Genomic DNA, 13,165 nt, shown 5'->3' with positions numbered 1-13,165 from the left:
AATTATTTTTTTACATTTGTATTAATTAAAGCATAGAAAAATTGAGTCTGTTCAAAAAACTCGTTAATAAAATAATGAATCAGCCCGAAGAAGAGCAACCAGATGTTACCAAACTGGCGGATCAACTTCGTGATGCAGATTTGGATTATAAATTTGCGCAGCTATTCACGCATTCTGGGGGATTTTTTAATTATTGCGCAGATGAGTCTGAGGCTTTGCAGACGCTCAATCAGATTATTAAGATTGAGCAGGTGAAAGACGTGTTCTGTTGGGACCAGGATCTTCGAAACTTCTTGGATGTCATCAAAACGACATATACACCAGAATTAACGGAACAAAACGACGCTGCTTTTATCACTTGCGAATATCTGATCGCTTTTGATGGCAGAATTATGCTTTCTCACAACAATATTCTTCATTACCATTCTTCAAGATTACCGAGTAAGATCATCATTATGGCCAATGTTTCTCAGATTGCCAATAATCTGAACGAGGCGATGATGAAAGTAAAACGTGCCGGAAATCTTAAAAATCTGACCTCAATCAGTGGAAGTCAATCCAAATTAGACACACCTAATAAGGATAATACCAAACTTTTCTTACTTTTGCTGGAAGATTAAATTTCAGTTTTGGATAAAAATTTCATTCAGCGTACAATTTCCGGAGTCATTTATGTTCTCGTAATTGCTATTTGCACCACGCCACTTGGCGAAAATCTCTTTAGCAGTTTCCTGCCACAAGTACAACAGCAGTATCTTTTTTACGGATTGATTACATTGTTCCTTGTTGTCGGATTGTACGAATGTATCAGGCTAATGAAGTTTGACAACAGCATTTACAAATGGCTGGTTTTCCCGATCGCCGCCATTATCTATTACCGATTTACAAAACGATTTTTTTACCACGGTTTTTTCTTTGACTTTAATTTCAGCGAGATATTGGCTTTGGCCTTGATTCCGATTGCTGTGGTCACCCTTTTCAAATATTCGCGAGAACTTTACTTCGAAAATGGAAAACTTATTTTCACGGTCGTTTACGTCACTTTACCTTTTGCATTTTCATTAGGCTTACCGAAATTCAGCACGCTGGACCCAAGCAAAACTTTCACTTTGGAGATTTTTATGCTTTTCGTTTTGATTTGGAGCAGTGATACTTTTGCCTATCTCACAGGGAAATTCTTTGGAAAACACAAGATGGCACCGAGGATTTCTCCGAAGAAAACCTGGGAAGGATTTGCAGGAGGTGTAGTTCTCACATTGATTTTGGGATTCTTCGTAGAGCAATACTTTCCAGAGCTCAGAGGCAACTGGATGATGGTTGGATTCCTGGTTTCAGTCTTCGCTCCGTTGGGAGATTTGGTAGAAAGTCAGTTAAAACGTAGTTTTGCAGTTAAAGACAGTGGAAATATCATTCCGGGTCACGGTGGCGTTTTGGATAGACTGGACAGTTTTATCATCTGCGTGCCGGTTGTTTATTTATATTTTATTTTAGAAAAACTAGTATAAGAAACTATGAAATTACATAAAGAATCAAAAGGAACCTTGGTTGTCGCAATACTTTTCATTGCGTTTATTGGCACGATTTCAATTTATTATCTGCATATGTGGGCATTGGTAATCCTGATTCCATTGTTGATAATGTTGGGATTGGTTTTCTGGTTTTTCCGCGTTCCTACGAGAGCAATTTTGGATCATACAGAAAATGTGGTTGCGCCGGTTGACGGAAAAGTGGTAATGATAAAGGAAGTCGTTGAGGATGAATTCATCAAAGACAAATGTATTCAGGTTTCGATATTTATGTCACCGCTTAATGTTCATATTTGCCGTTATCCTGTAAGTGGCGATGTGATTTATAAAAAATACCATCCAGGAAAATATTTGGTGGCTTGGCACGAGAAATCTTCAACTGAAAACGAAAGAACGACGGTTGCTGTGAAAAGTTTGACGAATCATCAAGTGGTTTTCCGTCAAATTGCAGGTTATGTGGCAAGAAGGATTGTTTTCTATTGTAATGTTCAGGACGAAGCGAAAGCTGGTCACGAATTTGGATTTATTAAGTTCGGTTCCAGAATGGATGTTTTCCTACCGCTGGACACAGAAATCCTTTGCAAAATCGGCGACAAGACAAAAGGAGGGATTGATGTCATTGCAAGAATGAGAGATTAATTTTTACATTAATATAAAATTTTAAAGAGGCTTATTTATAAGTCTCTTTTTTTGTTTAATCCTGAGAATTGACGGTTTGGTCGACAATAATTACCATTCGGTCTAATGTTTTTCATAATGAAGATTTGGCGTTCTAAATTTGAATCATAATTAAAAATCAAACTTATGAAAACATCATTATTCTTCTCTTTGTTCCTCATTTTACTATCTATTTTCTCCAAAGCTCAGATGGATGACAAATTCTACCAGCCGAACAAAGAAATGAAACCTTTGGAATTTAAAAACATTGAGAAAATTAGTTTTCCTATCGATAGTGACACCATCACAGCAGTCGTTTTGAAACCTGAATCGAAGTCTATCAAGAAAACAGTTTTCTTTTTTCACGGCGCTGGGGGAAACATTACAACTTATCAGTACATCACAAAACCATTGGTTGAAAATGGGCTTCAAGTTGTAATGATCGATTTCCGAGGTTATGGAAAATCCACTGGAAAACCAACCCACTTAAATGTGGCAGAAGACGGGCAAAAAATGTTCAATTATTTACTACGCAGAAAAGATATCCGGGATACGAAAATCTATCTTTACGGCGCTTCTTTAGGTTCTCAGATTGCAACACATTTGGCTAAGGAGAATCAGTCTAAAATCTCAGGTTTGATCATCGATGGCGGAATGTCTTCGTTCACGGATATTGCGATTCATTTTGCGCCTCAGTACAAAGAAATGATTTCTAGTATGCTAATTTCACCTTACTCAGCAAAAGAAGATGTGAAAGCACTTAGAGACCTTCCGAAATTGTTCATCTACAGCAAAGGTGACTCGACGATTCCTTTTGAGCAGGGACAATTGGTTTATGACAACGCATCGGAACCAAAACAATTCATCGAATTTTCTGGAGAACATATCCAAGCAATGGTTGTTGATAGGGATAGGATTCTCAAAGCAATCAACTCATTATAGTTAATAAAGGAAATCAAATTTGATTTCCTTTATTCTTTTAACTAATCAAAGCTTCATATTTTTTGCGGTTATCAATTAAAATCCAGAGATTAATTGCGACGAAAACCACTGCAATTACAATTCCTTCTGGTGCTTTGGTGAAATTGTGAAGTACAATCCCTACCATGATTGGTAAAATTACAATAGCGCCCAAAGCTCTCGTTTTTGGAAAGATAAATAAAGCGCCTCCAATTATTTCCACTGCACCAACCAATGGCATTATCCAACTCAATTCTTCAAAAGCAGCGAATGATTTTTTCATAGATTCAGTTAGTTCCGGCATTGGCATATAATGAAAGAACTTGTCCAGTCCGGCATTAATAAACATTAATCCGAAAAGGAGACACACGATAAACTTAACGTAATTCATAGTATATAATTTTAATTGTTACTTATCTCTTTCGATTGCTTCATTCTCTAATAATGGTCTTCTGCCACCATCAAACTGTGTTGCGAAAAGTAAAGCTAATATGGCAAAACACAGCAGCAGGACAGAAATCACAATCAGTATTTTTTTGCCTAATGAAAGTCTGGGAATGTTTGAAACCAAGAATATCAGGACAATTAGTAAAATTAAAAATAGCGCAGTAATTCCCATAATTGCTAATTTTATCTGATGACAAAAATATTATGTTATTAAATCAAAGTATTAATTCAAGTCTGATTTTTTTATTAATTTCTTGGTCACTTTTCCAAATTTTCCCTCAAATGAAATTAATAGAACACCACTCCATTTTGGATTCAAATCAAGTGAAATTATTCCATTTGTGCTATTGATTTTTTGTTCTGATAATTTATGTCCTATAACATTATGAATTGAAATATTAATGTCTCCTGAAATATTTTTAAGATTGAACTGAACCTTATTCTCAGCTGGATTAGGGAAAGGCCCTTCTATATTTTTAAATGCTAATTCGTCCACGGAAAGTGCAGAAACATCAAAAGTCCAAAAGCCATCAGGCGCTACAATCGGTCTTGCAATAGATTTTCCAGAGTTGGCCTGAGCCCAAATGTAATAATCGATTTGCTTTGAAGTTGACGGTAACGAAAGATTTGCAACCCATTTATTATCACCAGAATTCGTCATACTTGTTTCCTGAAAACCAATATCGCCAGATTCTCTCCAAAAAACTTTGGCTGTGAAAATCCCAGAATTATGTTTGATCTGTGCTTCGATTGGAACTGTAAAACTGGTAGCATTCTTGAGTTTGGAATGTGTAATCCAAAGCGGGTCAGCCACACCAATCGTATGCGTAATACAATGAATGGCGCCACTCAAGCTGATCAAATCCTCGCCCGCATTATCTACGTCAATTCCTACAACTGTGTAGCCTGGCATTAGTTGTTTATAAAGATTAAGAGCAGGCTCGTCAACTTCCGGACGATAAGTTGGAACCAAAATAGTTTTGTTGATGATGACAGCATTGGTGTAAGTTCTGTAAGCACCACCAGTATTAGGATAAGCACCAGTTGTGCTTGCCGGAGCAGGAATCCATTTGATGTCATAATCATTTCCAAACGGTGTTTTGAATGTATTCTTAATATAATCGATGTTTTGTTTGATTTGAGGCCCATCCGCAATACCTTCTGGATATTGGCTTACTAGAATCGTCTCTTCATCCAAAAGTTTCATGTGCATATCGATGTGGTGAATCTCGTCGTAAGGCAAAACAGTCATTTTACGATAAGAATTGATTCCCATATAATCTTTGAGAATTTTGTCAACTTGTGCTTCAGTTTTTGCACTGACGTTGTAGGAATTTCCTGCTTTATTTTCATCAAGAATCAGTTTTGAAGCAAAAGCATTTCCCATTCCGTCTGACATAAAATTTCCTCCGGTGTTTACCAAATCATTCGGCGAAGTATCCGTCACATAAAGCTGAACACCAGCGTAGGCGGCGTGACTTGTTGGCAAAGTATTGTCCAACGGACGTGGACGATTATAAATCCAATCTACCAAAGCGCGTTCCCCAACATCATTAGAATAAACTGTATTGGCAGCATAATCCCGAATCCAGATACTGTTTGTGTTGGCGTTTAAAAATCTAACATTCGTTAAATCAACACCGTTATTTGTCAAGTAGGTACGAACGGAAGCTTCGGAAGTGGTCGCAATCAAAACTTTACATTCTTTCACTGCCGCCTGCACGATTTGTCTTTGAACATTCTGGTATTATGAAGTCCATCGGATCACCAGATATTCCACTTCTTCCCATTGCGCTGCAGTTCTGACAGGCGTTGCGGGAGCAGGCGTTCTTCTGCCTTCAGAAAATTTATAATGAGGAAGAAGAAGCTTTTCTTCAACTGTTAAACCTTTTGGAAGTATTTCCTGAGCATTAAAAAGGTTTAAAGCAAATAAACAAAATAAAAATCCAGAGTAATTTTTTTTCATAAAATGGTTATAATCAACGAATTTAATAAAAATATGAATTGAAGTCTAAAATAAAAATCCGTCCGAGAAATTTCCCGAACGGATGTTTATTTTGAGCATTATCTTAATTATACTTACTTCAAAGCAATCTCAACTACTTCGCTCATATTATTCACATAATTGACTTTCAGATGTTTAAGATAATCTTTTTTAATTTCCTCCACATCTTTTTTGTTCGCTTCGCAAAGAATGACTTCTTTGATTCCGGCTCTGGTTGCAGCAAGTAATTTTTCTTTGATTCCACCAACAGGAAGAACCTTTCCTCTTAAGGTAATCTCGCCTGTCATTGCCAAATGCGGTTTCACTTTTTTGTTTTTATAGCTTGAAACCATCGAGGTCAGCATTGCAATTCCGGCAGATGGTCCATCTTTCGGTGTGGCGCCTTCCGGGACGTGGACGTGGATGTTTTTTTTCTCGATATCTTCTTCAGAAATCCCCAATTGCTCGTAATGCGCTTTGATGAATTCCAAAGCGATGGTCGCAGATTCCTTCATCACATTTCCAAGGTTTCCTGTCATTGTCAAAGCACCTTTTCCTTTCGATAGAATACTTTCAATAAAGAGAATATCGCCACCAACACTTGTCCAGGCCAAACCTGTTACTACGCCGGGAACATCTGTGATTTCTGCCAAAGTTTTAGGTCTTGGAACACCAAGGATCTCATCAACTTTATCAACAGAAATTTTCGGGTCAAATTCTTTCTCCATCGCGATTTGGAGCGCTACCCAACGGGCAATTCCTGCAATTTTTTTCTCCAAAGTTCTCACGCCACTTTCAGAAGTATGAGCGTCTATGATGTGTCTTAATTCAGAGTTTCCAAGTCTAAGGTGTTTCGCATCCAGACCATTTTCGAGCAATTGTTTTTTGACCAAATGTCGTTTTGCGATTTCAATCTTTTCTTCTAAAGTGTAGCCTGCAATGCTGATGATCTCCATTCTGTCCAAAAGCGGACGCTGAACCGAAGATAGCGAATTGGCTGTTGCAATGAACATCACTTTCGAAAGATCGTAACCGAGTTCTAAGAAATTATCATAGAAATTATTATTCTGCTCAGGATCAAGAACTTCCAGCAAAGCTGAACTTGGATCGCCGTGGATTCCTTGTCCAATTTTATCGATCTCATCCAACACAATTACAGGATTTGATGTTCCCGATTTTTTAATAGACTGAAGAATTCTTCCCGCCATCGCACCAATGTAGGTTTTTCTGTGTCCGCGGATCTCGCTTTCGTCGTGCAATCCACCAAGAGAAACACGCACATATTTTCTGCCAAGTGCATCAGCAACCGATTTTCCAAGCGAGGTTTTCCCAACACCTGGAGGACCAACCAAACAAAGGATTGGCGACTTCATATCATTTTTCAATTTTAGAACAGCGATGTGTTCCAAAATTCTTTTCTTAATATCTTCTAATCCGAAATGTTCTTTATCCAAAAGCTTTTCTGCTTTATTCAAATCGAAGGCGTCTTTGGAATAATGTTCCCAAGGCAAATCAGTGAAAAAGTCTAGATAATTACGCTGAACATTGTAATCCGGCGAGCTGGAATGCTGTCTGGAAAGTCTTTGTAATTCTTTTTCGAAGTGTTTTTCAACCTCGTCATTCCATTTTAATTTGGATGCTTTTTTTCTGAACTCGTCTGCATCAGATTCTGCGCCTCCACCCAATTCTTCCTGGATGGTTCGGATTTGCTGATTCAGAAAATATTCTCTCTGTTGCTTGTCCAGATCCTTGCTGGTTTTCTGATGAATTTGACTTTTCAGTTCCAAATGACGGAAATCGTCGTGCATCAATTCGTACAAGTTTTTTGCACGTCCGATCAATGTTTTTTCGTCCAGCAATCTTTGTTTTTTGTCTGAAGAAAAATTTCCATTTGCGGAAACAAAATTCAACAGATCTTCTTGACCATCAATGTTTTTAAGCGCAAATTGCGCCGCGTTCGGAATGTTTGGGTCGATGTTGATGATCTTTTCTGCAAGATCTTTGATGTTGTCCATCAATGCGGAAAATTCCTCTTTATCTTTGGGTTGTGTATCTTTTTGTTTGGTAATTTCTGCCAAAAAATATGGCTCATTGGAAACAAATTTTTTCACTTTGAATCTCTGAACACCTCTCGTGATCGCTGTGATGTTACCTTCTGGAAGGGTGATGATTTTAAGAATCTTTGCCAAAGTCCCAACAGAGTAGAGGTCTTGCTCGGTCGGGTTTTCTTCGTTAGGATTTTTTTGGCTAATGATTCCCACGAGTTTATTTTCTCTTTGAGCATCTTCCAAAAGTTTTTTGGATTTTTCCCTTCCAGCCGTGATTGGCGTAATGACTTTTGGGAACATTACCATATTTCTCACAGGGAGAATTGGGAAAACAGTTTGGGTTTTGTCAGCATCTTGATTGCCGAGCTCGTCCAGATTGATTTCTTCTGCCACGATTCCGAAACCTTCGTCTAGAATTTCCTCAAAACTGATATTTTCAAATTCTGTCATAGTATATTGAATGACATATTGTCATTAATCTTAATTAATATAAAAATCGTTTCTCCAATTTAATGGAAAAACAATACTGTTACGAATGAATCTATAATTTCGCAAGAGATATGCCAATAGGAAAAGCAATACAATTTGTCACAGTTCGTTCTTAAATCAAAACTAATGTAAAATGAAATATTTGGCTATCATTTTATTGATTTTCATTTCTTGTGGAAAAAGCACCAAAAAACAAACAGTAGAAAATCTTAATTTAGATAAATTGGATATTTTTATTAATGAAGATATTAATATTTTCATCCAAAGCTTTTTATCAAATCAGGAAGTTAGTCAAGAAGAAAATCTATCGAAATTACTCATTAGGTATAAGTGTATTGGTAATAAGCTTAGAAAAGACTCATTGATTTTAAATAAAATAATATCTGATTCTTTGATTTCAAAAGAAGACCTGAAGTTTATTGCCAAGCAAATAAATGATAAAAAGAATTATTTCCTTGAAAAGAAATACTTTAAACAAAAGATTTTTAATTCTGATTCTCTTAAAAAGGAAAATTTGAAATTCTATGAAGGACAATCAGAAGTAATTGATTCATTGCTTAAAATAAATCCTGAATTGGCAAGACAACATAGTAGCAGAAGTAATTTGGAACGCAGTAAACAAATGAAAAATTTTTCACCATATGCATATATAGAAAAACCTTTGTTTACAATTGATAAGAAAAGAGTTATTTTTTCCTACACAAATATGTGTTGTAACGAAACTGCTATTTATGAATATAAAAATAAAAAATGGCGAAAAATAAAAATGATAAGTTCGTACGTCACTTAATTTTAGACCAGCATCCTCTGCGCTTTTTTCACACCTTCTGTTAGAATATCAATCTCTTCCAAAGTATTGTAAACTGCAAAACTTGCACGCACAGTTCCGGCGATGTTGAAGAAATCCATAATCGGTTGTGTACAATGGTGTCCGGTTCTCACTGCAATTCCAAGTTTGTCGAGAATCATTCCTGTGTCAGAAGCGATTCCTGCGCCTTCCAGATTGAAGGAAACAACGCCTGTTCTGTTGGCTTTTTCGCCATAGATTTTGATGCCTTCTAATTCAAGAAGTTTTTTCTGAGCATAGTTTAGAAGGTCATTTTCGTGGTTTTGAAGATTTTCGTGACCGATATTTTCAATGAAATCTACAGCCGAGCCAATCGCAATATTGCCACCAACATTGGGTGTTCCAGCCTCGAATTTGAAAGGTAATCCTGCGTAAGTGGTTTTCTCAAAGCTACAAACCGCAATCATTTCGCCACCGCCATGGAAAGGATGAAGATTTTCAAGCACAGATTCTTTTCCGTACAGGATTCCCGTTCCCATTGGCGCGTACATTTTGTGTCCTGAGAAGACGAAGAAATCACAATCCAGTTTTTGAACATCGATTTTGAAATGTGGTGCGGATTGTGCGCCGTCAATCAAGACGTAAGCGTTGGAAAGTCTTCTTGTTTTTTCAATGATTTCTTCGATTGGATTGATGATTCCCAAAGCGTTAGAAACCTGATTTACAGAAACGATTTTTGTTTTTTCGTTCAGCCATTCGTCCAAAACATCGATTTGGAGGATTCCGTTTTCGTCCATTGGGATGACGCGGAGTTTTGCGCCGGTTCTTTCGCAAAGCATTTGCCACGGAACGATGTTGGAATGATGTTCCAAATAAGAAATGATGATTTCGTCGTTTGGTTTGATTTGTTTGGTCAAAGCATAAGCCACGAGATTGATTCCTTCCGTGGTTCCTTTGGTGAAAATCACTTCGTAGTCGTGTTTTGCATTGATGAAACGTTGGATTTTCTGTCTGGAAAGCTCCATTTCTTCCGTTGCTAATTGACTCAACGTGTGGATGCCACGGTGAACATTGGCGTTGATGGTTTCGTAATATTGTTCCCAAGTTTTGATGACCGAAAGTGGTTTTTGGGAAGTTGCGGCGTTGTCCAGATAAACTAATGGTTTGCCGTTGACTTCTTGGTTTAGGATTGGGAATTGGGCTCTAATATGATTGATGTCGAACATTGTAATTGTTTGAAAGCTTTAATATGATAACTAAACTTGCAGCCCGACTTGAGCGGAAATCCTTTTTTGCGTGTACTTACGTTCTACTGAACTGGAAACCGTCTGCAAAAAAGATTGGGAGCGGAAGGCGGAAATAGCTGCCCAAATAATAATTAATTATTTAGAATGCGTCAAAGTTACGGCAAATTTTATTATATTTTTCGATGTTAAATATTTATAAAATAAGTCTAATTCTTGCTTCTTGGAATAATAATTGACTATTTTTGAACAATTCATTTATTAACAAATAAATACCAAACTATGTCATTCGAATTACCAAAACTTAGTTATGCGTACGATGCGTTGGAGCCAACCATCGATGCAAAAACAATGGAAATCCACCACTCAAAACACCACCAGGCGTATGTGGACAATCTTAATAACGCAATCGCGGGGACAGAACTTGAAGGGAAATCTCTTGAAGAAATCCAAAAAACAGGAACTGACAAACCAGCGGTAAGAAATAACGGCGGTGGACACTACAACCACTCACTTTTCTGGGAACTTTTGACGCCAGGCGGTAGCAAAGAGCCAGTTGGAAATGTGAAAACTGAAATCGAGAAAATCGGTGGTTTTGATAAATTCAAAGAAGATTTTTCTAACGCGGCGAAAACTAGATTCGGTTCTGGTTGGGCTTGGTTGGTGAAAAATTCTGATGGTTCTGTAGCGGTAACTTCTACGCCAAATCAGGACAATCCACTAATGCCGGTTGCTGACAAACAAGGAACGCCAATTCTTGGATTGGATGTTTGGGAGCACGCTTACTACCTTAATTATCAAAACAGAAGACCAGACTATGTGACTGCGTTTTTTGATGTGATCAATTGGGATAAAGTAGAGGAACTTTACAATAAATAATTTTTCATAGAATTATATTGAGAAACCCATCAGATCTGTTCTGATGGGTTTTTTTATGGATTTGTAGATTGTGTTGTTTGTTCTGTTTTGGTTTCGGTTTTTGTTTCTTTCTTGGTTTCCTTGGCTTTTTCTGCTTCCAACTTGGCTTTTTCTTTGTCTAATTTTTCCTGCTCGGCTTTTGCGATTTTGGCTAAACTGTCTTTTTCACGTTTGATAGCAACGGCATTTATTTTTGCCATCACAGCTTCGGAAGTTGCGCCCGGACCGAAGGAATCTATCGCTATTGTATCATAGGTGATTTTTGGTGAGGCATCCAGATTGTCGGAATTGTTCAGAACGGGTGTTTCTTTGGAACAGCTAACAAGCAAAATTGCTGTTGGAAGTAATATTTTTTTCATAATGTTCATTTGGTTTTATTCTACTAAAAACTCTGCAATCACAGGAAAATGATCAGAGATTTTCACGCTTCTGTCAACTTTGTAACTGATTGGAATTATTGACTTTGAAGCAAAAATATGATCGATTTTGATTGGGAATTTGAAATCGTGGAAACTGGTTCCACTTCCTTTGCCGACTTTCAGAAAAGTGTCTTCCAAATTTTCGGAAACTTTGTAGTATTCATAGGAGTTTGGAACTGCATTGAAATCACCGGCAACTATCACCGGATATGGTGATCGATTGATGAATTCCTTAATTTGATCAATCTGAGTTTGATGTTTTTTGAATGTTGGAATCAACATGTGAAGGACTTTTTTGGCTTTCTCCTCGTTCACATTCATGTCGTTAGTCGGCTTTACCATTTTCTTGTCAAGGAAAAAAGGCTCCATATAAACATTCACAAAACGGATGATCTTTCCATTAGCTTTAATGTCTGCATAGAGACACATTCCTGTGCTGACATCCGTTTTCACTTCGCCACTTTCAATAATTGGAAATTTGGATTGGATTTTCACAATAGGCCGGCTGTTCTCAAAATACTGGAATCCATCCAGAGGCTTCTTGTTATCATATTCCTGAAAAAATACGACATCTGCATTTTGTCTGTTCAGATACTCATAAATATTTTCATTGCCCAATCCTCCAAATTTTCCATTGAAAGAGATTAGTTTAATATTCGGCGTTTCTTTTTTCGTGGGTGCATAATTGATCCATCTTCTTGTTGGAATAATGAAAAATAAAGACAAAATAAGAAAAACGACCGCTCGCTTTTTCCAGCTTGCAATCCAGAATATCAACAATAAAATATTAATGATAATCAAGATTGGAAATCCCAGCGACAAGAGATTCAACATCCCGAAAACACTCGGCGGAATGTAAGCGTTCATTATTGTTCCAAATAAAAGAACAATAACAAGGAGGTGAAAAATCGTCAAAAGAAGTCTAATGATTCCCATCTATTGGATTCTGTCTCGGTTTTTCTTCCAGTTAGCTACAAATAGATAACCAATCAATGCGCCTCCAAGATGTGCAAAATGTGCAATATTATCACCACTGAATTGTCTTAATCCCAAGAATATCGAAACAACAATAATAATTGGTGTCAAATATTTTGCCTTGATAGGATAGGGAATGAATAGAAACATCAATTTAGCATCTGGAAACAAAGTAGAAAATGCAGCAACGATTCCGAAAATTGCACCCGAAGCGCCGACCATTGGGGTTCTAAGAATGTTGAAAAGCTTTTGAGCTGAATCTCTCACTGCTTCCGAGTCTGATGAAATCGGCATTTCTCCAGAATAATTAATATCAGCATATTTATAAATCTCATGAATGTCATAAGCTTGACTGTTCAAGAAACTTGTCAATTGACTTACTTCGTAATAATTCCAAATATTATAAAGAGCAAAACCACCCAAACCAGCAGCGAAGTATAAAATAATGAATTTCTTCTGTCCTAAAACCTGTTCCAAAACTGGCCCAAAACTATAGAGCGTAAACATATTGAAAACAATGTGCATAATGCCACCGTGCATAAACATATGCGTGATGATTTGCCAAGAATTGAAATTCGGAGACAGCGGGAAATATCCTGCAAGCAAAGGCTCAAGGTTGATATTAATATTTGTGAGTAGAAGTGTTGCCACGAAAAAAATCACATTCAGAATGATGATATTTCGCGTCACTGGTGTTATTTGAGGAAACAT

Annotated in this window: 15 protein-coding genes; 6 read left to right on the top strand and 9 right to left on the bottom strand. The window is 37.1% G+C overall.

The window, feature by feature from the left end:
* Positions 1–41: 41 nt before the first annotated feature.
* The 4 genes from IO90_RS02110 to IO90_RS02095 all read left to right on the top strand — a co-directional run bounded on the left by IO90_RS02110 (position 42) and on the right by IO90_RS02095 (position 3,125).
* Positions 42–620, top strand: coding sequence for an LUD domain-containing protein (locus IO90_RS02110; protein WP_034963465.1), 579 nt, complete (start codon positions 42–44; stop codon positions 618–620).
* A gap of 9 nt (positions 621–629) precedes the next feature.
* The gene (locus IO90_RS02105; protein ID WP_034963463.1) at positions 630–1,505 is read left to right on the top strand and encodes a phosphatidate cytidylyltransferase; all 876 of its coding nucleotides are present in this window, start codon (positions 630–632) and stop codon (positions 1,503–1,505) included.
* Positions 1,506–1,511: 6 nt separating this feature from the next.
* Positions 1,512–2,165, top strand: coding sequence for a phosphatidylserine decarboxylase family protein (locus IO90_RS02100; protein ID WP_034963461.1), 654 nt, complete (start codon positions 1,512–1,514; stop codon positions 2,163–2,165).
* A gap of 165 nt (positions 2,166–2,330) precedes the next feature.
* The gene (locus IO90_RS02095) at positions 2,331–3,125 is read left to right on the top strand and encodes an alpha/beta hydrolase (protein ID WP_034963458.1); all 795 of its coding nucleotides are present in this window, start codon (positions 2,331–2,333) and stop codon (positions 3,123–3,125) included.
* Positions 3,126–3,162: 37 nt separating this feature from the next.
* Here IO90_RS02095 and IO90_RS02090 read toward each other — a convergent pair whose 3' ends face one another.
* The 5 genes from IO90_RS02090 to lon form a co-directional block, all read right to left on the bottom strand.
* Positions 3,163–3,534: a DoxX family protein gene (locus tag IO90_RS02090; protein ID WP_034963456.1), complete on the bottom strand. Its 372-nt coding sequence runs from the start codon at positions 3,532–3,534 to the stop codon at positions 3,163–3,165.
* 18 nt (positions 3,535–3,552) lie between these two features.
* Positions 3,553–3,762, bottom strand: coding sequence for a hypothetical protein (locus IO90_RS02085; protein WP_034963453.1), 210 nt, complete (start codon positions 3,760–3,762; stop codon positions 3,553–3,555).
* A gap of 51 nt (positions 3,763–3,813) precedes the next feature.
* A complete protein-coding gene (locus tag IO90_RS19210; RefSeq protein WP_034963451.1) occupies positions 3,814–5,313 on the bottom strand; it encodes an agmatine deiminase family protein in 1,500 nt (499 codons plus the stop codon).
* A gap of 24 nt (positions 5,314–5,337) precedes the next feature.
* The gene (locus tag IO90_RS02075; protein ID WP_034963449.1) at positions 5,338–5,556 is read right to left on the bottom strand and encodes a hypothetical protein; all 219 of its coding nucleotides are present in this window, start codon (positions 5,554–5,556) and stop codon (positions 5,338–5,340) included.
* Positions 5,557–5,669: 113 nt separating this feature from the next.
* On the bottom strand, positions 5,670–8,072 hold the full coding sequence (gene lon / locus IO90_RS02070) for an endopeptidase La (protein WP_034963447.1): 2,403 nt from the start codon (positions 8,070–8,072) through the stop codon (positions 5,670–5,672).
* Positions 8,073–8,244: 172 nt separating this feature from the next.
* On the opposite strand from lon, the gene IO90_RS02065 reads away from it, so the two are divergent.
* Positions 8,245–8,901 carry a hypothetical protein gene (locus tag IO90_RS02065; RefSeq protein WP_034963444.1) on the top strand — a complete coding sequence of 219 codons (657 nt, stop codon included), beginning with the start codon at positions 8,245–8,247 and terminating at the stop codon, positions 8,899–8,901.
* A gap of 2 nt (positions 8,902–8,903) precedes the next feature.
* Here the strand turns inward: IO90_RS02065 and IO90_RS02060 are convergent, their stop codons facing one another.
* Positions 8,904–10,124: an aminotransferase class V-fold PLP-dependent enzyme gene (locus IO90_RS02060; protein ID WP_034963441.1), complete on the bottom strand. Its 1,221-nt coding sequence runs from the start codon at positions 10,122–10,124 to the stop codon at positions 8,904–8,906.
* A gap of 300 nt (positions 10,125–10,424) precedes the next feature.
* Between IO90_RS02060 and IO90_RS02055 the strand changes: the two genes are divergently transcribed.
* Complete coding sequence (locus IO90_RS02055) at positions 10,425–11,021, top strand: superoxide dismutase (protein ID WP_034963438.1); 597 nt, start codon at positions 10,425–10,427, stop codon at positions 11,019–11,021.
* Positions 11,022–11,074: 53 nt separating this feature from the next.
* Here IO90_RS02055 and IO90_RS02050 read toward each other — a convergent pair whose 3' ends face one another.
* Genes IO90_RS02050 through IO90_RS02040 form a run of 3 tightly spaced genes read right to left on the bottom strand, consistent with a single transcriptional unit; the run spans position 11,075 to position 13,165 of the window.
* Complete coding sequence (locus IO90_RS02050; RefSeq protein ID WP_034963437.1) at positions 11,075–11,419, bottom strand: hypothetical protein; 345 nt, start codon at positions 11,417–11,419, stop codon at positions 11,075–11,077.
* A 15-nt stretch (positions 11,420–11,434) separates the two neighbouring features.
* The gene (locus IO90_RS02045; protein ID WP_034963435.1) at positions 11,435–12,415 is read right to left on the bottom strand and encodes an endonuclease/exonuclease/phosphatase family protein; all 981 of its coding nucleotides are present in this window, start codon (positions 12,413–12,415) and stop codon (positions 11,435–11,437) included.
* Complete coding sequence (locus IO90_RS02040; protein ID WP_034963433.1) at positions 12,416–13,165, bottom strand: rhomboid family intramembrane serine protease; 750 nt, start codon at positions 13,163–13,165, stop codon at positions 12,416–12,418.

The sequence above is a fragment of the Chryseobacterium sp. FH1 genome (assembly GCF_000735135.1).
Lineage (GTDB): Bacteria > Bacteroidota > Bacteroidia > Flavobacteriales > Weeksellaceae > Epilithonimonas.
This window is presented reverse-complemented; position numbering and strand designations above follow the sequence as displayed.